The 18,224-nt window shown below is 72.3% G+C and carries 19 protein-coding genes; 17 read left to right on the top strand and 2 right to left on the bottom strand.

What is annotated here, in order from left to right:
- Window positions 1–89 precede the first annotated feature (89 nt).
- The 6 genes from QQG74_RS07780 (at window position 90) to QQG74_RS07805 (ending at window position 4,783) form a co-directional block, all read left to right on the top strand.
- On the top strand, window positions 90–383 hold the full coding sequence (locus QQG74_RS07780) for a DUF503 domain-containing protein (protein WP_341719613.1): 294 nt from the start codon (window positions 90–92) through the stop codon (window positions 381–383).
- A 168-nt stretch (window positions 384–551) separates the two neighbouring features.
- Entirely contained in the window at window positions 552–1,061 is a 510-nt protein-coding gene (gene rbfA, locus QQG74_RS07785) for a 30S ribosome-binding factor RbfA (RefSeq protein ID WP_341719614.1), read from the top strand.
- Between the two features lie 44 nt (window positions 1,062–1,105).
- Entirely contained in the window at window positions 1,106–2,188 is a 1,083-nt protein-coding gene (locus QQG74_RS07790; RefSeq protein WP_341721164.1) for a bifunctional oligoribonuclease/PAP phosphatase NrnA, read from the top strand.
- Window positions 2,189–2,252: 64 nt separating this feature from the next.
- A complete protein-coding gene (locus tag QQG74_RS07795; RefSeq protein WP_341721165.1) occupies window positions 2,253–2,660 on the top strand; it encodes a hypothetical protein in 408 nt (135 codons plus the stop codon).
- A complete protein-coding gene (locus tag QQG74_RS07800; protein WP_341721166.1) occupies window positions 2,660–2,869 on the top strand; it encodes a DUF6186 family protein in 210 nt (69 codons plus the stop codon). The genes QQG74_RS07795 and QQG74_RS07800 overlap by 1 nt, the downstream gene beginning before the upstream one ends.
- Window positions 2,870–3,430: 561 nt before the next feature.
- On the top strand, window positions 3,431–4,783 hold the full coding sequence (locus tag QQG74_RS07805) for an MATE family efflux transporter (protein WP_341719615.1): 1,353 nt from the start codon (window positions 3,431–3,433) through the stop codon (window positions 4,781–4,783).
- On the opposite strand, the gene QQG74_RS07810 is transcribed toward QQG74_RS07805, so the two are convergent.
- Window positions 4,784–5,158, bottom strand: coding sequence for a hypothetical protein (locus tag QQG74_RS07810; RefSeq protein WP_341719616.1), 375 nt, complete (start codon window positions 5,156–5,158; stop codon window positions 4,784–4,786). It abuts the gene before it with no gap.
- Between the two features lie 91 nt (window positions 5,159–5,249).
- On the opposite strand from QQG74_RS07810, the gene truB reads away from it, so the two are divergent.
- The 6 genes from truB to dapB all read left to right on the top strand — a co-directional run bounded on the left by truB (window position 5,250) and on the right by dapB (window position 12,441).
- A complete protein-coding gene (gene truB, locus QQG74_RS07815) occupies window positions 5,250–6,134 on the top strand; it encodes a tRNA pseudouridine(55) synthase TruB (RefSeq protein ID WP_341719617.1) in 885 nt (294 codons plus the stop codon).
- Window positions 6,135–6,191: 57 nt separating this feature from the next.
- Complete coding sequence (locus QQG74_RS07820; RefSeq protein WP_341719618.1) at window positions 6,192–7,121, top strand: bifunctional riboflavin kinase/FAD synthetase; 930 nt, start codon at window positions 6,192–6,194, stop codon at window positions 7,119–7,121.
- A 172-nt stretch (window positions 7,122–7,293) separates the two neighbouring features.
- Window positions 7,294–7,563, top strand: coding sequence for a 30S ribosomal protein S15 (gene rpsO, locus QQG74_RS07825; RefSeq protein ID WP_111243763.1), 270 nt, complete (start codon window positions 7,294–7,296; stop codon window positions 7,561–7,563).
- 221 nt (window positions 7,564–7,784) lie between these two features.
- A complete protein-coding gene (locus tag QQG74_RS07830; RefSeq protein WP_341719619.1) occupies window positions 7,785–10,151 on the top strand; it encodes a polyribonucleotide nucleotidyltransferase in 2,367 nt (788 codons plus the stop codon).
- Window positions 10,152–10,328: 177 nt separating this feature from the next.
- Window positions 10,329–11,657 (top strand): pitrilysin family protein, encoded by a 1,329-nt coding sequence (locus tag QQG74_RS07835; protein ID WP_341721167.1) that lies wholly within the window; start codon window positions 10,329–10,331, stop codon window positions 11,655–11,657.
- Between the two features lie 19 nt (window positions 11,658–11,676).
- Window positions 11,677–12,441: a 4-hydroxy-tetrahydrodipicolinate reductase gene (gene dapB / locus QQG74_RS07840; RefSeq protein ID WP_341719620.1), complete on the top strand. Its 765-nt coding sequence runs from the start codon at window positions 11,677–11,679 to the stop codon at window positions 12,439–12,441.
- 29 nt (window positions 12,442–12,470) lie between these two features.
- Here dapB and QQG74_RS07845 read toward each other — a convergent pair whose 3' ends face one another.
- The gene (locus QQG74_RS07845) at window positions 12,471–13,052 is read right to left on the bottom strand and encodes a GNAT family N-acetyltransferase (RefSeq protein ID WP_341719621.1); all 582 of its coding nucleotides are present in this window, start codon (window positions 13,050–13,052) and stop codon (window positions 12,471–12,473) included.
- Between the two features lie 35 nt (window positions 13,053–13,087).
- Between QQG74_RS07845 and QQG74_RS07850 the strand changes: the two genes are divergently transcribed.
- The 5 genes from QQG74_RS07850 (at window position 13,088) to dapA (ending at window position 18,200) form a co-directional block, all read left to right on the top strand.
- Window positions 13,088–14,371 carry a glycosyltransferase family 87 protein gene (locus QQG74_RS07850; protein WP_341719622.1) on the top strand — a complete coding sequence of 428 codons (1,284 nt, stop codon included), beginning with the start codon at window positions 13,088–13,090 and terminating at the stop codon, window positions 14,369–14,371.
- A gap of 11 nt (window positions 14,372–14,382) precedes the next feature.
- Window positions 14,383–15,612, top strand: a complete 1,230-nt coding sequence (locus QQG74_RS07855) for a crosslink repair DNA glycosylase YcaQ family protein (RefSeq protein ID WP_341719623.1) — start codon at window positions 14,383–14,385, stop codon at window positions 15,610–15,612.
- A gap of 5 nt (window positions 15,613–15,617) precedes the next feature.
- On the top strand, window positions 15,618–16,238 hold the full coding sequence (locus QQG74_RS07860; protein WP_341719624.1) for a DUF2752 domain-containing protein: 621 nt from the start codon (window positions 15,618–15,620) through the stop codon (window positions 16,236–16,238).
- A 182-nt stretch (window positions 16,239–16,420) separates the two neighbouring features.
- On the top strand, window positions 16,421–17,161 hold the full coding sequence (thyX, locus tag QQG74_RS07865) for an FAD-dependent thymidylate synthase (RefSeq protein ID WP_341721168.1): 741 nt from the start codon (window positions 16,421–16,423) through the stop codon (window positions 17,159–17,161).
- Window positions 17,162–17,273: 112 nt separating this feature from the next.
- A complete protein-coding gene (gene dapA, locus QQG74_RS07870; protein WP_341719625.1) occupies window positions 17,274–18,200 on the top strand; it encodes a 4-hydroxy-tetrahydrodipicolinate synthase in 927 nt (308 codons plus the stop codon).
- Window positions 18,201–18,224: the final 24 nt, after the last annotated feature.

An 18,224-nucleotide genomic window follows, 5' to 3' on the forward strand; every position in this document is an offset into this window, starting at 1 on the left:
CGGTGCTGAAGTAGGTGATCAAGGGGTTTACGCCGACCGGCGTAAACCCCTTGATCGCCTGGGGCGGGTTGCGGGTAGTGTCCGCAGCGATGTACACCGCAACCGCAGTATTCGACCTGCTGCTGCCGGGCGACTCCCGGTCGCTGAAGGCCAAGAGATCATATGTTCGGCCGATCGTGGCGGCACTGCGCCGCTTCGAGGTTTCGGCCGCCGAGGTGGGCGCGCTCGACCTGCACGGGCGGGCGGAGCTGGGCGTGGCCGTGGTGGCCGCCGAGGCGGCGCACGCCCGCGAGGTGCTCGACTCGTGCGAGCGTCTGGTGGCCGGGCGGCCGGAGATCGAACTGCTCTCGGTGCGTCGCCGGCTGTACGGCGGGGACGACTGATCGCGACCACGTCGGCACTGTGCGGTCGGGGCCTGCGGGTGCACCGGCCGCCCGCGCGCGGCGAGGTCCGGCGCGGGTAGGGTTCGAGGTGTTGGGGCCCGGCCGGCTCCGGTGACGTCGCCGTCGCCGGTCCCGGCGGGTGGCGGGACGCCCGTGGAGGTGACGGAGATGACGGATCCGGCCAAGGTACGCCGGCACGCGGAGCGGGTGCGGGAACTGGTGGCCTCGGTGGTGCGTAGCCAGATCAAGGATCCTCGGCTCGGCATGATCACCATCACCGACGCCCGGATCACCGCCGACCTGCGCGACGCCACGGTGTTCTACACCGTGCTCGGCGACGCGGCGGCCCAGGCGAGCACGGCCGCCGCGCTGGACAGCGCCAAGGGCATGCTGCGCAGCACCGTCGGCAAGGCCCTCGGCCTACGTCACTCGCCGACCCTGACCTTCGTCCTGGACGACGTGCAGGATCAGGTCAAGCACATCGACGACCTGCTCGCCGCAGCCCGCACGGCCGACGCCGAGGTGCAGCGACTCGCCGCCAAGGCCGAGTACGCCGGGGAGGCCCAGCCGTACCGGCTGGAGGAGGAGGGCGACGAGGCGGCGGAGGGCGACGAGGCAGTGGACGCTGGCCGGGCAGATGCCGATGCCGAGGATGGCCGGGGCGGGGAGCGGCGGTGACCGCCTCCTCCGGCGGTGCCCTGACCGAGGCTGATTCGACCGCGATGCTGCCCGGCCCGACCAGGGGCGGCGCCCCTGGCCCGGCGGGCCCGATCACGAGTGGGCCCAGCGAGGACGACTGGGCCGCCGCGGTGGCGGCCGTGCGCCGGCTGCCGCCCGACGGCCGGGTGCTGCTGATCTGCCACATCAACCCCGACGGGGACGCGCTTGGCAGCATGCTCGGCTTCGGGCTCGGGCTGCGCCGGCTCGGCGTACGCCAACTCCAGGCGACCTTCCCCGGCCCACCGGAGGTACCCGAGCCGTTCCGTGGCCTGCCCGGTCTGGAGTTGCTGGTGCCGGCGGCCGAGGCCGACCCGGCGCCGGACCTGGTCATCTGCTTCGACGCGGCGAGTGATTCGCGGCTCGGTGAGTTGGCCGACCGGCTGACCGGCCCCGGGGCCGCGCTGGTGCTTGACCATCACGCTTCCAACACCGGCTTCGGCGACGTCCACCTGGTCGATCCGGCTGCGGCGGCGACCTCGGTGGTGGCCGAGGAGCTGCTGGCCCGGCTCGGGGTGACGCTTGACGCCGGCATCGCCGAATGCCTGTACGTGGCCCTGAGCACGGACACCGGCTCGTTCCGGTTCGACGCGACCACCCCGGCGGTGCACGAGATGGCGGCTCGCCTGCTGGCCACCGGGATCCGCCCGGGTGACATCTCCCGGCGGGTCTTCGACAGCCGCCCGTTCGGGGCGGTCCGCCTCTTCGGCGAGGTGCTCGGCCGGGCCCGGTTGGAGCCCGAGGCCGCTGGCGGGCAGGGCCTGGTGTGGACGTACGCGACGCTTGACGACCTGGCCCGGCACGAGCAGCGGCCGTACGTGCTGGAGGCCCTGATCGACCCGGTGCGGTGCACCGCGGAGGCCGATGTGAGCTGTGTCGTCAAGCAGACCGGGCCGCAGGAGTGGGCGGTTTCCCTGCGCAGCAAGGGTGCGACGGACGTCAGCCGGGTGGCCGTCGCGTTGGGTGGTGGCGGGCATCGACTCGCCGCCGGATTCACCGGTCGGGGCAGCGTCGAGGAGGTCGTCGAGCGGATCCGGGCCGAGTTGGCGGTATTCGCGTCGGAGGGCGGCACCGATCGACCGGGCTGATTTCAGGGTCGGCTCCGGGCATGTTGGCATTTCAGTGCCGGGACAGGACAGGGACAATCGGATGATGGAGCAGCCCCACGACCTTGCCGTCGAGGCACCCCGCACCTGGGAGCGTCCGGTTGTCTGCGTACCGATTCTCGTCGCCCTGTCCCTGGTCGGCGGACGCTTTTCGTCTTTCTCCACCGAGGCGAATCTCTACGTCTTCGGCGCCGGTGGGGTGCTGATCTGGCTCGGCCTGAGCAATCGGGTGCCGCGCCGCCCGGCACCCAGACGGCTGAGTTCGGGTGCGGTGTGGTGGACGGTGCCGGTGCTGGTCTTCGGGATCTTCGAGGGGGCCACCTTCATGGCGGCGGCCGGTGACGACTTCCCCACCTTCTCGCGGCTGGCTGACCCGTTGCTGGAGGACCGGCTGGTCCGCTCTGCCGCCTGGCTGGTGTGGCTGTCGGCGTTCTGGGGGCTGGTGCGGCGATGATGCGGGCACTGGCGATCGGCGGTTTTCTGGTCGGGCTGGCGCTGTTCGGTGTGGTCGAGTGGCTGGCCCGGCGGGAGGGGTCGCGGATTCCGACCCTCGGCGAGGTCTGCGCCTACGTGATGCGGTACGAGGTGGGCCCGGTGCCGGTCGGGCGGATCGGCCTGTTCGGCTTCTGGTGGTGGGTCGGCTGGCACTTCCTGGCCCGGTGACCGCTATCTGACCCTCCGGCGACCGGTACCCGAGTTGTCCAGATGGCGGGAACAGCGCGCACCATGTGGACCTGAACGATAACTTGGGAATCGGCCGGCGTTGCTTTGACGCAGGTCAGAGGTGGCGGAGCCATACCCGGCGCCGCCTCTCTCCAGGGTCGACCGACCCCGGGCCACCACGCCGCCCAGCCATCGCTCCGGTGACCCCAGAGCAGGTTCCGGGTGTCTGTCGAAACACCGCCGTGACGCAGCAGCGCGCCCTGGAAAGGGGTCCACCATGCCCGCCAAGCCCAAGCCAGAGACCACTGACGAAGCCCGGGAGCAGGCCCGCCGCGCCCTCCAGACCTCCATGGACACCCGTCAGTGACCGCACTCGACCGGCGGTGACGCCGAGCCGTCGAAGTGCGTACGGCGTCACTGCCGGTTCGCACCGGTCGTCCGAACCACCGGTCCGCGCCGCCGGCCCGTGTTTCCGTCCCCCGAGCGAGCGACGGAAGCCCGTTTAGGTAAGTAGCGCACAAGCTTGCCCCCCTTACGGCTCACATGCCACGATCGGCGACGATGAGCCAGTCCACCCGTGCCGCCGACCGGGTCGCCGCACCCCGTCGGATCGCCGCGCTCGCCCTGCCGGCCCTCGTGGTCCTCGCCGCCGAGCCGCTCTACGTCCTGGTCGACACCGCGGTCGTCGGTCATCTGGGTCGGGTCCCGCTGGCCGCCGTGGCCGTCGGCGGCACGGTGATGACCCTGACCGCCTGGCTGGGCACGGTGGTGGCGTACGGCACGACCGGGCGCGCGGCCCGCCGCTTCGGCGCGGGCGACCGCGCCGCCGCCGTGGCCGAGGGCGTCCAGTCGTCCTGGCTGGCCCTTGCCGCCGGTCTGCTGGTCGTGGTCGGCATGCAGTTCGGCGGCGGTGCCCTGGCCAGTGCCCTGGCCGGAGGTGGCGAGGTCGGCGTCGCCGCCGGCGAGTGGCTGCGGATCGCCTCGTTCGGCGCTCCCGGGCTGCTGCTCGCCGCCGCCGGGAACGGCTGGCTGCGCGGGGTGCAGGACACCCGCCGTCCGCTGCTCTTCGTGGTCGGCCCGAACCTGCTCTCCGCGGTGTTGTGCCCGGTGCTGGTCTATCCGGTGGGGATGGGGCTGATCGGCTCCGCGGTGGCGAACGTCATCGCGCAGACCCTCTGCGGAGCGCTGTTCGTGGCCGCGCTGGTGTCCGAACGGGTGTCGTTGCGTCCCCGTCCCCGGATCATCGGTCAGCAACTGGTGCTCGGCCGGGACCTGCTGATCCGGGGCCTGGCCTTCCAGGCCAGTTTCCTCTCCGCCACGGCGGTGGCCGCGCGCTTCGGTGCGGCGGTGGTCGGCGCCCACCAGATCGCCGTGCAACTCTGGTTCTTCGCGGCGCTGGTGCTCGACGCGCTGGCGATCGCCGCGCAGGCACTTGTCGGTGCCGCGCTCGGCGCCGGGGACGCCGCGGTGGCCCGGGCGCTGGCCCGGCGGATCGCGTGGTTCGGCGCGGTCTGCGGTACGGCGTTCGCCGGGTTGGCGTTGGCCGGTGCGGGTGTGGTGCCGACCTGGTTCACCTCGGAGCGGGCCGTGCACGAGCAGGCGCTGGTGGCCTGGCCCTGGTTCGTCGCGATGCTGCCGCTTGCCGGTGTGGTGTTCGCTCTCGACGGGGTGCTCATCGGTGCGGGCGACATTCGCTATCTGCGCAATCTGACCGTGGCCGGGGCGATGGGCGGATTCCTGCCGGCGATCTGGCTCGCCTACGCCTTCGACCTGGGCCTGGGCGGCATCTGGGCCGGGCTGATGCTGTTCGTGGTGATTCGTCTGATCGGTCTGCTGCTGCGGCTGCGTACCGGCGCCTGGGCGGTGACCGGGGCGGTCCGCAGCGAGCCCCGGTCGGACCCGGCACCCGCCTGATCAGGACCGACCGTAGAGGGCGTGGACGGACAGCACCAGGAGCAGGATCACGGTCCAGGAGACCACCATGGCGACGATCTTGACGGTGTTGGGGTGCCGCTGGTAGAGCCGCTCCCGTCGCTGCCAGGCCCACCAGCGCCGCCGTAGCCGCGCGGCGCCGGGCAGCGCGGCGACCCGCTCCTTGAACCGGACGCCGAGGGTGCGCCGCGGCGGAGGCGGGTCGAGCATCCAGTCGGGCAACGTGGTCGAGCGGGTCGGCGTACGCAGGCGGATCGGATCCGCGCTGTCCTGCCGGTCCCCGCCGGTCGTGCGGTCCATGGACATGGTGACCTCCCCGTTGGCCATCGGCGCATCCGCCCACGCCAATGCCCTCATCGTGACAGCAGAGGGCGAGCAGCGGCATCCCGTTTTGCCTCGACCGTGGCGGTGCTCGGCCGCCCGGAAGGGTCTGGCAGGCTTGCACGTCGTGAGCGCAGACGGTCTGATCGTGGTGGACAAGCCAGGCGGCATGACGTCGCACGACGTGGTGGCGCGGATCCGTCGGCTCGCGCGTACCCGCCGTGTCGGGCACGGCGGCACCCTCGATCCGATGGCGACTGGGGTGCTGGTGATCGGGGTGGGCCGGGCCACCCGGCTGCTGACGTACGTGATCGGCGCGGGCAAGAGCTACACCGCCACCATCCGGCTCGGTCAGGCCACCGTCACCGACGACGCCGAGGGCGACGTGATCGCCACCACGCCCGCCGGCCGGCTCACCGACGAGGCGGTCCGGTCGGCGCTGGCCGCGTTGACCGGTGAGATCGACCAGGTGCCGAGCGCGGTGAGCGCGATCAAGATCAATGGACAGCGGGCGTACAAGCGGGTCCGGGAGGGGGAGGACGTCGCCCTGCCGGCCCGCCGGGTCACCATCTCCCGGCTGGAGGTGCTGGCGATCCGGCGCGCTGCGCCCGACGTGGTGGACGTCGACGTCGAGGTGACCTGTTCCACCGGCACGTACATCCGGGCCATCGCCCGGGACGCGGGCCTGGCGCTGGGCGTGGGCGGGCATCTGACCGCGTTGCGGCGTACCGCGGTGGGTGGCTTCCACCTGGCGGAGGCCGCCACCCTCGACGAGTTGGAGCGGCGGGCGCCCGACGTGGTCGACCTGCCCCTGGCGGTCGCGGCGCAACGGTTCTTCCCGCGCCGGGACGCCAGCGCGGAGGAGGCGAAGGTGCTGTCCCACGGCGGGCCACTGGAGGCGGTCGGCCGCACCGGGCCGTACGCGGTCTTCGACCCCGCCGGTGGGCTGATCGCTATCGTCAGCGAGCGGGCCGGCCGGGCCCGCGCGGAGATCGTGCTGGCCCCGGCCTGACGGCGGATCCCCGACCCGGTGCGCCGACGGCCGGCGGGAGGACAGGAGAGGAAGAGCATGCAGCGGTGGCGGGGGTACGACGCGGCGCCCGGCGGTTGGGGGAGGTCGGTCGTCACCATCGGCGTCTTCGACGGCGTGCACAAGGGGCACCAGGCCACCATCGGGCACACCGTGGCCCGCGCCCGCGAACTGGGCGTTCAGTCGGTGGTGGTCACCTTCGACCCGCACCCGGCCGAGGTGGTCCGGCCCGGTTCGCATCCGACGGTGCTCACCGAACCGGCCCGCAAGGCTGAGTTGATCGAGGCCCTCGGGGTGGACGTGCTCTGCGTGGTGCCGTTCACCGCCGAGTTCTCCCGGCTGCCCGCCGAGGCGTTCGTGCACGACGTCCTGGTCGAGCACCTGCACGCCACGCTCGTGGTGGTGGGCGACAACTTCCGGTTCGGGCACCGGGCGGCCGGCGACGTGGCGCTGTTGGCGCGGCTGGGGCGCACGTTCGGCTTCACCGTCGAGGGCGCCCCGCTGGTGGCCGAGGCCGGCACCGTCTTCTCCTCCACCTACATCCGCTCCTGCGTCGACGCCGGTGACGTGACGGCGGCGGCTGCCGCGCTGGGCCGCCCGCACCGGCTGGAGGGGGTGGTCGTCCGGGGTGACCAGCGCGGCCGTGAGCTGGGCTTCCCAACCGCCAACCTGCTCTGTCACCGGTACGCGGCGGTCCCCGCCGACGGCATCTACGCCGCCCGGATGGTCCGCCGGGGGCAGCGGCAGACCCTCGCCGCCGCCGTCTCGATCGGCACCAACCCGACCTTCTCCGGCCGGGAGCGCCGGGTCGAGGCGTACGCCCTGGACTTCGACGGCGACCTGTACGGCGAGCGGCTCGCCCTGGATTTCGTGGCGCACCTGCGCGGCCAGATCCGGTTCGACGCGATCGAGCCGCTGGTGGCGCAGATCACCGAGGACGTGGAGCGGACCCGCGAAGCGCTGGCCTGACCGGCCTTGACCGGAAGATCCGCCCGAGGTGGTGTACGGTGGAGAGGACGTCGGCTGACCGACGTAGGGCCTCGCATGCCTGCTCGACGCCGCGGGTGCGAGGACCGTTCGTCGCCGGTGCCCGAGCCCGGCCCGACGGACAGCATCGACAACCCACTGAAACAGGGAGAACATGGCGCTCGACCAGCAGTCCAAGGCCAAGATCCGCGAGGAGTACGCGACCGTCGAGGGCGACACCGGTTCGCCCGAGGTGCAGGTTGCGGTCCTCACCAAGCGGATCGCCGACCTCACCGAGCACCTGAAGGTGCACAAGCACGACCACCACAGCCGCCGTGGGCTGCTGCTGCTGGTCGGCCGTCGCCGTCGGTTGCTCAACTACGTCCAGAAGAAGGACATCAACCGCTACCGGTCGCTCATCGAGCGGCTCGGCCTGCGCCGGTGACTCGGACGGGGGAGTGGCCCAACCTGGCCGCTCCCCCGTCGGCGTCCCCACCCGAGACACGGGCCGCGACCCCCAAGAGGAGCCGTCGGCGTACCGGTCTCCGGTAGTGGCCTCCGGGCATCGCGGCATCCCGCCGGCGGTCCCGGGCGCTTCGATCGAAGACCGGCCGTCCGCACAGCTCCCGCGTCGTGGCCCCCGATGCGAAGGAGCACGACAACACCATGACCGAGACCAGACTCGGCACCGAATCCCGCACCGCCGTGATCGACAACGGGTCGTTCGGCACCCGTGAGATCACCTTCTCCACCGGCCGGCTGGCCCGCCAGGCCGCCGGCTCCGTCATCGCCCAGCTGGCCGAGACGGTCGTCCTCTCCGCCACCACCGTCGGCAAGCAGCCGAAGGAGCAGTTCGACTTCTTCCCGCTGACCGTCGACGTCGAGGAGCGGATGTACGCCGCCGGGCGCATCCCCGGCTCGTTCTTCCGTCGCGAGGGCCGGCCCAGCGAGGACGCCATCCTCACCTGCCGCCTGATCGACCGGCCGCTGCGCCCGTCGTTCGTCAAGGGCCTGCGCAACGAGGTCCAGGTCGTCGAGACCATCCTCTCGCTGGACCCGCAGCACCCGTACGACGTGGTCGCGATCAACGCCGCCTCGATGTCGACCAAGCTCTCCGGCCTGCCGTTCTCCGGCCCGATCGGGGCCACCCGGATGGCCCACGTCGACGGCCAGTGGGTCGCCTTCCCGACCCACGAGGAGCTGGCGCGGGCCACCTTCGACATGGTCGTGGCCGGCCGCGCCCTGGCCGACGGCGACGTCGCGATCATGATGGTCGAGGCGGAGGCCACCGAGCACACCGTCAAGCTGGTCGCCGGCGGTGCCGCCGCGCCGACCGAGGAGATCGTGGCCAGCGGCCTGGAGGCCGCCAAGCCGGCCATCCGCGAGCTGTGCCGGGCGCAGAGCGAGCTGGCCGAGGTGGCCGCCAAGCCGGTCGCGGAGTTCCCGGTCTTCCTCGATTACCAGGACGACGTGTACGACGCGGTCGCCGACCTGGCCCGCGCCGACGTCGCCGAGGCGCTCCAGATCGCCGGCAAGGCGGACCGCGAGGGCGCCCTGGACGCGATCAAGGCTCGCCTGCTGGAGGAGCTGGGTCCGCGCTTCGAGGGCCGGGAGAAGGAGCTCTCCGCCGCCTTCCGCTCGCTTACCAAGTCCGAGGTACGCAGCCGGGTGCTGCGCGAGCAGGTCCGCATCGACGGTCGGGGGCCGCGCGAGATCCGGCCGCTGAGCGCCGAGGTCGGCGTGCTGCCCCGGGTGCACGGATCGGCGCTGTTCGAGCGTGGCGAGACCCAGATCCTCGGCGTCACCACGCTCAACATGCTGCGCATGGAGCAGGCGCTGGACACCCTCTCCCCGGAGAAGTCCAAGCGTTACATGCACAACTACAACTTCCCGCCGTACTCCACCGGTGAGACCGGCCGGGTCGGCTCGCCGAAGCGTCGCGAGATCGGGCACGGCGCCCTCGCGGAGCGGGCGCTGATCCCGGTGCTGCCCTCGCGCGAGGAGTTCCCGTACGCGATCCGGCAGGTCTCCGAGGCGCTCAGCTCCAACGGCTCCACCTCGATGGGCTCGGTCTGCGCCTCGACGCTGGGCCTGCTGTCGGCAGGTGTGCCGCTGAAGGCACCGGTGGCCGGCATCGCCATGGGCCTGATCTCCGACGAGGTCGACGGCAAGACCCAGTACGTGACGCTCACCGACATCCTCGGCGCGGAGGACGCCTTCGGCGACATGGACTTCAAGGTCGCCGGCACCCGGGACTTCGTCACCGCGCTTCAGCTCGACACCAAGCTCGACGGCATCCCGTCCGACGTGCTGGCCGCCGCGCTCCAGCAGGCCCACGAGGCCCGGCAGACCATCCTCGACGTGATGCAGCGGGCGATCGAAGCGCCGGCCGAGATGTCCGACTACGCGCCCCGGGTCACCACCGTGAAGATCCCGGTCGACAAGATCGGCATGGTGATCGGCCCGAAGGGCCAGACCATCAACGCCATCCAGGACGAGACCGGCGCCGAGATCTCCATCGAGGACGACGGCACGATCTACGTCGGTGCCACAAACGGCCCGTCGGCGCAGGCCGCGGTCGAGCGGATCAACGCGATCGCCAACCCGACCCTGCCCAAGACCGGCGACCGCTTCCTCGGCACCGTGGTCAAGACCGCGCCGTTCGGTGCGTTCATCTCGCTGCTGCCGGGCCGCGACGGCCTGCTGCACATCTCCAAGGTGGGCGACGGCAAGCGGGTCGAGAAGGTCGAGGACTTCCTCAACGTCGGCGACCGGGTCGAGGTCGAGATCGCGGACATCGACCAGCGCGGCAAGATCTACCTGGACAAGGTCCGCCCGGAGGGTGCCGAGGCGCCGGCTCCGGCCGAGGCCGGCGACGAGCGTCCGGCCAGCCGGGACCGGGGTGACCGGGCCCCGCGCGACCGGGGCGACCGGGAGCGCGGTGGCGACCGTGGCGGCCGTGGTCCGGAGCGGGGCGAGGGCGGCGAGGGCGGCGGCGAGTCCCGCCCGCGGCGTCGCACCCGGCACAGCTGATCTCCGAGCAGCCGTACTGATCCGCTGACCGGCCGGGCGACGATGTCGCCCGGCCGGTTCGTGACCCACCACTCTTCGTCGCACTGGAAGCAGGTTGCCGTGAGTCGCACCCGGCGTTCGTCCCGTCCCGTGGCCGTACCGGGGGTGTCGCCGCCCGGCACCGATCGACACGCCACCGTGACCGGTCGGGCCGTCGGTGCTCCCACCCGAGCGGTGACCAGGACGCTCAGCGACGACCCCCTGGGCGGTACGGTGCGGCGCACGGTGCTGCCCAGCGGGCTGCGCGTACTCACCGAGGCGATCCCGGCGATGCGCAGCGTCTCCTTCGGCATCTGGGTGGCGGTCGGCTCACGGGACGAGACCGGACCGCAGGCCGGTGCCGCGCACTTCCTGGAGCACCTGCTCTTCAAGGGCACCCACAAGCGGGGCGCGCTGGAGATCTCCTCGTCGATCGAGGCGGTCGGCGGGGAGACCAACGCCTTCACCACGAAGGAATACACCTGCTACTACGCCCGGGTGCTGGACGAGGACCTGCCGCTGGCCATCGACGTGATGTGCGACCTGGTCGCCGACTCGGTGCTGGAACCGGCCGACGTCGAGACCGAGCGCGGCGTGATCCTCGAAGAGATCGCCATGCACGACGACGAGCCCGGCGACGAGGTGCACGACCTGTTCGCGCGGGCCGTTTACGGTGACCACCCGCTGGGCCGGTTGATCTCCGGCACCGCGGAGACGGTCACCCCGATGACCCGCCGGCAGATCCAGGGCTTCTACCGCCGCCGCTACGTGGCGCCGCAGATCGTCATCGCCGCGGCCGGCAACCTCGACCACACGACAGTGGTCCGGCTGGTCCGCCAGGCGTTGCAGGGCAGCCCGCTGGACTCCGACCCGGCCGCACCGGCACCGTACCGGCCCACCAGCCCGGCGGTACGCACCCGGGCCGCCAGCACGGTGGTGGAGGCGAAGGAGACCGAGCAGGCGCACGTGGTGCTCGGCTGCCCCGGCATCGACCGGCTCGACGAGCGCCGCTTCGCCCTCGGCGTGCTGAACAACGTGCTCGGCGGCGGGATGTCGAGCCGACTGTTCCAGGAGATCCGCGAGCGCCGTGGGCTGGCCTACTCGGTCTACTCCTACGCCAGCCAGTACGCCGACAGCGGCCTGTTCGGCGTCTACGCCGGCTGCGCGCCGACCCGGGTCAACGAGGTGCTCGACCTGACCCGAGCCGAGCTGGCCCGGACCGCCGAACACGGCATCACCGAGGGCGAACTCGCCCGGGGCAAGGGGATGAGCAAGGGCTCGTTCGTGCTCGGTCTGGAGGACACCGGCTCGCGGATGAGCCGGTTGGCCAAGGGTGAGCTGCTCTACGGCGACCTGATGCCGGTGAACGAGCTGCTCGACCGGGTCGACGCGGTAAGTCTCGACGAGGTCAACACGCTCGCCGCCGACCTGCTCGCCCGGCCGATGTCCCTGGCGGTGGTCGGTCCGTTCGGCGAGTCCGACTTCTGATTGGGATAGGTTGTGCCCCGTGACTGAGGAGCAGGAGCAGGGCGCGATCCGGGTGGCTGTGCTGGGTGCCCGTGGCCGGATGGGTGCCGAGGTGTGCCGGGCCGTCGACGGCGCCACCGACATGAAGCTGGTGGCCGCGGTGGATCAGGACGACGATCTGGCCGCCGTCGCGGACGCCGGTGCGCAGGTGGTCGTCGACTTCACCACCCCCGGTGTGGTCATGGACAACCTGCGCTGGTGCATCGAGCAGGGCATCCACGCGGTGGTCGGCACCACCGGCTTCACCGAGCAGCGCCTCGACCAGGTCCGCGACTGGGTGACCGGCAGACCCGGCGTGGGTGTGGTGATCGCCCCCAACTTCGGCATCGGTGCCGTACTGATGATGCAGTTCGCCGCCCGCGCCGCCCGGCACTTCGAGTCCGTCGAGATCATCGAGCAGCACCACCCGCGCAAGCTCGACGCGCCCAGCGGCACCGCCACCCACACCGCCCGCCTGATCGCGGCGGCCCGCGCCGAGGCCGGGCTCGACCCGGCACCCGACGCCACCAAGGACGAGGTCGCGGGCGCCCGGGGTGCCGACATCGACGGGGTACGCGTGCACGCGGTACGGGCCACCGGGCTGGTCGCCCACCAGGAGGTGCTCTTCGGCACCACCGGTGAGACGCTCACCATCCGGCACGACTCGTACGACCGGGTCTCGTTCATGCCCGGCGTGCTGGTCGCGGTCCGCGCGGTCGGGGACCGTCCGGGCCTCACCGTCGGCCTGGATCCGCTGCTCGACTGAACGCACCCCGCCGAGCGGGCCGGGCCCGGTCAGCTGGACTCGGCCGGCTCGCCGGGTACCGCGACGTGCAGGCGGATCTGGGGTACCAGCATGTCGTCCACGTCCAGCGCCCGGCCCGCCCCGTCGGGCTGCCAGCCGGCGGCGGTGAGGAACTTGCGGGACGCCTGGTCGCCCTCGAAGACCCAGGCCACCGCCGTGTCGAAGCCGGACTCGCGCCACAGGTCGACGCTTGCGGCGAGCAGCCGGCTGCCGTGTCCACGCCGGCCCCAGCGCGGTTCGACCAACAGGTCGGTCACCGCGACCACGCCCGCGCCGAGCGCGTCGGCGGGCTCGTTGGGGGCGAGCGCCTCGGCGTCGACCGGACCGGAAGCGGCGAAACCCACCAGATACGATTGCTCGGCCTGCTCGACGGCGACCAGCACCCGGTGGGTGTCACCTGGTGGTTGGCGCACCGCGGCGTCCCAGCGTGTGGCGAGCCACGCCTCGTCGAGGTTCTCCAGCACGTGCCGGGGTAGCAGCCGCCGGTAGGCGGCCCGCCAGGTGGCGAGCTGGATGCGGGCGATCTCGGCGACGTCCTCCGGACGCGCCGGGCGGACAAACCCGAGAGCCATGGGACAACAGCCTACGCAGGGCGAGGGAGACGACGTTGGCGCAGGGTGCCAGGCGGACGCTCGGGCAGGTCGTCGCGGTGGTGCTGCTCGCCGTCGCGGTGGCCGCTTTCCTGTCCGTGGCGGCGGTCCGGCACGGCTTCTTCGACCTTCAGGTCTATCGGGGCGCGCTGGTCTGGTGGGTGCACGACGGCGGGGAGATCTACGACTACCTGCGGCCCGGCACCCAGTACGGCTTCACCTATCCGCCCTTCGCGGCGCTGTTGATGCTGCCGATGGCGTACCTGTCGTGGCATCTGGCGATCGTGGTGAGCGTCGCGGCCGGGGTGGTCTCCAGCGCGGTGCTGATCTGGTGGCTGCTGGATCCGGTGTCGCGGCGAGCCGGGTGGACCCGCTGGTTCGCCTTCGCGGTGGCGCTCTGCCTCGCCGCGGCCTTCGAGCCGATGCGCGAGACCATCAACTTCGGCCAGGTCAACACGCTGCTGCTGTTCCTGGTCGCGGTGGACCTGCTGCGGTTGCTGCCGGGCGGCAGCCGGTGGGCCGGGATCGGCATCGGTCTGGCCACCGCGATCAAGCTCACCCCGGGCATCTTCATCGTCTACCTGCTGGTCACCGGGCGGATTCGGGCGGCGGTCACCGCGATCGGTGCCGCCGCTGGCGCGACACTGCTCGCGGCCGGGCTGTTTCCGGACGCCTCGCGGGAGTTCTGGACCACCGCGCTGTGGAACACCGGCCGGGTCGGTGAACTCGCCTTCGTCTCGAACCAGTCGCTGCGCGGCGTGGTGGCTCGGCTCGACCCGACCAGTCCCAGCACGGTGGCCTGGCTGGCGCTGGTCGCCGCGACGGTGGCGCTCTGGGTGTGGCGGTCCCGCGCCGCCGCTGCCGCCGGTGACGAGGCCACCGGCCTGGCGCTGACCGGCACGGTGATGTGCCTGGTCAGCCCGGTCACCTGGGTGCACCACCTGGTCTGGCTGCTGCCCGGGTTGATCCTGCTTGTCGACAACGGCATGGCCGCGCCGTCGCGCAGCCGCCGGCGCCGCGTCCTGCTGGTCGCCGCGACCGTCGGGTACGCCTTCCTGATCAGCCGGATCGTCTGGGCGTGGGAGAAGGACTTCAGCGGGGTGGACGGTTTCCTGTTCAGCAACACGTACGTCTGGATCAGTCTGGCCTTGTTGGCCTTCCTCCCGGTGCGGCAGCCGCCCCGGCCCACCCGGCCGCCCGCCGCACCCGTCCAGCCGGCCACCGCCTCTGCCCAGCCGGGGGACGTGGCGCGAGCCGACCAGCCCGGCCGGCAGCCCACCGATGTCGTACCGCTGACGTAGCCTGCCGGGCCATGGTCGCACCGGAATCGCTCTCGCTCAGCCAGGCCAGGCGGATCGCGCTTGCCGCACAGGGGTTCGCGGATCCCGCGCCGACCGGTGCACCCACCCGTCGACACCTGCGCCGGGTGCTCGACCGGGTCGGCCTGATCCAGATGGATTCGGTGAACGTGCTGCAACGCGCGCACTACCTGCCGCTCTACAGCCGGCTCGGGCCCTATCCGACCGGGCTGCTCGACTCGGCCGCCTACCGCCGCCCCCGCGAGCTGTTCGAATACTGGGGCCACGAGGCGTCGCTGGTGCCGGTGCGCCTGCATCCGATGCTGCGCTGGCGGATGGCCCGGGCACACACCGATGCCTGGGGCGGCATGCGTCGCATCGTGCAGGAGCAGCCCAAGCTGGTGGCCTGGGTGCGCGACGAGGTGGCCGCCCGTGGCCCGCTGACGGTGGCCGAGATCGAGCACGACGCACCCCGGCAGACCGGCAACTGGGGGTGGAACTGGTCGGCGGTGAAACAGGCGCTGGAATATCTCTTCTGGGCCGGCGAGGTGTGCGCTGCGGAGCGCACCACCTCGTTCGCCCGCCGCTACGACCTGCCCGAGCGGGTGCTGCCGGCCACGGTGCTGGACGCGCCCACGCCCACCGACGCCGAGGCGTACCGCACCCTGGTCGGCATCGCCGCGCGGTCGCTCGGGGTGGCCGCGGAGCCGGAGCTGCGCGACTACTTCCGGCTGCCGGTGGCCGGAGCCCGGCAGGCCATCGCCGAGCTGGTCGAGGCGGGGGAGTTGCGACCGGTGACGGTGCCGGGCTGGCGGCAGCCGACCTGGCTGCACGGGCTGGCCCGGCTGCCCCGCTGGGTCCGGGGCAACACGCTGGTCAGCCCCTTCGACCCGCTGGTCTGGGAACGGGGACGCACCGAGCGGCTGTTCGGCTTCAGCTACCGGATCGAGATCTACGTGCCCGCTCCGAAGCGGGTCTACGGCTACTACGTGCTGCCCTTCCGGCAGGGCGAGCGGTTCACCGCCCGGGTCGACCTGAAGGCCGACCGCAAGGCCGGCGTGCTGCTGGTGCCGGCCGCCTGGGTGGAGCCGGGCGCCGACCCGGGCGAGACCGCGGTGGCGCTCGCCGCCGAGCTGTACCGGCTGGCCGGCTGGCTCGGCCTGGAGGCGGTGGCACCGCCGCTCGCCGGTGACCTCGCGGCCCCGCTGGCCGCCGCGCTGACCGGCGTGGCCGGTGTACGGTGAGCGTCGTGAGCAGCGTTGACCGATCGCCCGCCCAGCCGCAGTCGCCCACTGGGGAGCCGGCCGGCGCGGCGGTCGCGCCCGAGGGGTGGCCGGCGGCACCCGTCGAAGGCCCTGGCTTCCCGGCGCATCACCCCGGCGGTCAGCCGGGCGGCTATCCGGTCGGTTATCAGGTGGCCGAGCCGGACCGGCTCACCCGGCTCGTGACGCGGCTGCACGCGCGTACGCCGCGCTGGGTGGTTCCGCTTGCCGCGCTGGGCTGTGTCGCCGCCGGCATCGGCTACACGCTGCTCAGTGACCCGACCCGCTCGGCGCCGGACGCACTGCCGTCCTGCCTGCTCAAGCTCACCACCGGGCTGGACTGTCCGGGCTGCGGCGGCACCCGTGCCCTCTGGTACGTGCTGCACGCCGACCTGCCGGCCGCCGCCCGGCACCACTTCCTCTTCGTCTTCGCGCTGCCCTTCCTGGCCTACTTCTTCGTCGCCTGGGCCGGTCGGCAGGCGTTCGGCTGGCGGCTGCCCGAGCTTCGGGTCAGCCCCAAGCTGATCGGCGGCTTCCTGGCCGCCTGGCTGGCCTTCTCCGTGGTCCGCAACCTCCCCTGGCCGCCCTTCACCGCCCTCTACGTCTGACCCCACCGCCACCCAGCGCCCCCGATGTCGGCGCCGATCTTGCACTTCCTGTCCCGGCAAAACGGGCCAAGGGTGTGTTTCGCCGACCAAAGGTGCAAGATCGGCGAGTCGGGTGCGGGGGGTGCGGGGGGGTGCGGGGCGGGGTGGGGGAGCCGGGTGGTTAGAGTCGCGGCATGGCGGAGATGGTGCAGCCCCAGGTGAGGTTGATCGCGTGGACCCAGTTCGATCCGCCGGAGGACGTGGCCTGGTCGACTGATGCGGAGGGCGGTCAGGCGCTCGCCGAGTTCGCCGGTCGGGCCTGCTACCAGAGCTGGAAGAAGCCGAACCCGGCCACCGCGACCAACGCGGGTTACCTGGCGCACATCCTGGAGGTCGGGCACCTCTCCGTGCTTGAGCACGGCTCGGTGAGCTTCTACTTCACCGGGGTGTCCCGCTCGTTCACCCACGAGCTGATCCGGCACCGGCACTTCTCCTACTCCCAGCTCTCCCAGCGCTACGTCCCGGAGCGGGACGCGGCAATGGTCGAGCCGCGGGTCATCGCCGAGGACCCGGAGCTGCACAAGCGGTTCGTCGAGGCGGCCGAGGCGAGCGTGCGGGCGTACAACGAGTTGCTTGAGGGCCTGGAACGGCGGTTCGCCGACGAACCCAACCCGACCCTGCGCCGCAAGCAGGCCCGTCAGGCGGCCCGTGCGGTGCTGCCGAACGCGACCGAGACCCGGATCGTGGTGACCGGCAACTACCGGGCCTGGCGGCACTTCATCGCGATGCGGGCCACCGAGCACGCCGACGTGGAGATCCGCGAGCTGGCGGTGGAGTGCCTGCGGCAGTTGCAGCGGGTCGCGCCGAACGTCTTCGCCGACTTCGTGATCTCGACCCGGCCGGACGGCACCGAGGTCGCGGCCAGCCCGCACGCCCCGTCCTGACCGAGGCGGGAGTCGGCACGTCCGATGCCGATCGGGCGGGAGCCCGTACGCCCCTTCGGGTCCTGAGCCCTTCCCCGGCGGGCCTCCGCCGGCAGTCCGCTAGGTTGTCTTCATGACGCACGACCACCTTGACACCCCGGTCCGGGCCGCGTCCCGCCCCTTTGGTCGGGTGCTCACCGCCATGGTGACCCCGTTCACCGCTGACGGCGCGCTCGACCTCGACGGTGCCACGCGCCTGGCCGACCACCTGGTCACGGCGCAGGGCAACGACGCGCTGGTGGTCAACGGCACCACCGGTGAGTCGCCGACCACCACCGGCGCGGAGAAGGAACGCCTGATCCGGGCCGTGGTGGAGGCGGTCGGCGACCGGGCCCGGGTGGTGGCCGGCGTCGGCACCAACGACACCCGGCACACCATCGAACTGGCCGCGGCGGCGGAGAAGGCCGGCGCGCACGGGCTGCTGGTGGTCACCCCGTACTACAACAAGCCGCCGCAGGCCGGGCTGTTGCGGCACTTCACCGCCGTGGCCGACGCGACCGGCCTGCCGGTGATGCTCTACGACATTCCGCACCGATCCGGCGTGCCGATCGAGACCGAGACGCTGGTCCGGCTCGCCGAACACGGCCGCATCGTCGCGGTCAAGGACGCCAAGGGCGACCTGACCGCCACCAGTTGGGTGACCAGCCGCACCGAGTTGGCGTACTACAGCGGCGAGGACTCGCTCACCCTGCCCGCGCTTGCCGTCGGCGCGGTCGGCGTGGTCGGCACCTCGACCCATTTCACCGGCGCGGACACCAAGCGGATGATCGAGGCGTACGACGCCGGTGACGCGGCGACCGCGCTCGCCCTGCATCGCCGGCTGCTACCGCTGTATACCGGGATCTTCCGTACCCAGGGCACGATCCTGGTCAAGGCCGGCCTGACCGCGCAGGGGCTGCCGGCCGGCCCGGTCCGGTCTCCGCTTGTGGACGCCACCGAAGACCAGCTGGCCCAGCTGCGCGCCGACTGCGCGGCAGCGGGCCTGCCGCTCCCCGAATGATCGAACGACACGACGGACGCCGGG

Source organism: Micromonospora sp. FIMYZ51, assembly GCF_038246755.1.
In the GTDB taxonomy this organism is placed as follows: Bacteria; Actinomycetota; Actinomycetes; order Mycobacteriales; family Micromonosporaceae; genus Micromonospora.

Bases quoted from the DNA above. Each gene is read 5' to 3' on its own strand.
- QQG74_RS07780 (WP_341719613.1), top strand. From the start codon at position 90: ATGTACACCGCAACCGCAGTATTCGACCTGCTGCTGCCGGGCGACTCC.
- rbfA (WP_341719614.1), top strand. From the start codon at position 552: ATGACGGATCCGGCCAAGGTACGCCGGCACGCGGAGCGGGTGCGGGAA.
- QQG74_RS07790 (WP_341721164.1), top strand. From the start codon at position 1,106: ATGCTGCCCGGCCCGACCAGGGGCGGCGCCCCTGGCCCGGCGGGCCCG.
- QQG74_RS07795 (WP_341721165.1), top strand. From the start codon at position 2,253: ATGGAGCAGCCCCACGACCTTGCCGTCGAGGCACCCCGCACCTGGGAG.
- QQG74_RS07800 (WP_341721166.1), top strand. From the start codon at position 2,660: ATGCGGGCACTGGCGATCGGCGGTTTTCTGGTCGGGCTGGCGCTGTTC.
- QQG74_RS07805 (WP_341719615.1), top strand. From the start codon at position 3,431: ATGAGCCAGTCCACCCGTGCCGCCGACCGGGTCGCCGCACCCCGTCGG.
- QQG74_RS07810 (WP_341719616.1), bottom strand. From the start codon at position 5,158: ATGAGGGCATTGGCGTGGGCGGATGCGCCGATGGCCAACGGGGAGGTC.
- QQG74_RS07820 (WP_341719618.1), top strand. From the start codon at position 6,192: ATGCAGCGGTGGCGGGGGTACGACGCGGCGCCCGGCGGTTGGGGGAGG.
- rpsO (WP_111243763.1), top strand. From the start codon at position 7,294: ATGGCGCTCGACCAGCAGTCCAAGGCCAAGATCCGCGAGGAGTACGCG.
- QQG74_RS07830 (WP_341719619.1), top strand. From the start codon at position 7,785: ATGACCGAGACCAGACTCGGCACCGAATCCCGCACCGCCGTGATCGAC.
- QQG74_RS07845 (WP_341719621.1), bottom strand. From the start codon at position 13,052: ATGGCTCTCGGGTTTGTCCGCCCGGCGCGTCCGGAGGACGTCGCCGAG.
- QQG74_RS07855 (WP_341719623.1), top strand. From the start codon at position 14,383: ATGGTCGCACCGGAATCGCTCTCGCTCAGCCAGGCCAGGCGGATCGCG.
- thyX (WP_341721168.1), top strand. From the start codon at position 16,421: ATGGTGCAGCCCCAGGTGAGGTTGATCGCGTGGACCCAGTTCGATCCG.
- dapA (WP_341719625.1), top strand. From the start codon at position 17,274: ATGACGCACGACCACCTTGACACCCCGGTCCGGGCCGCGTCCCGCCCC.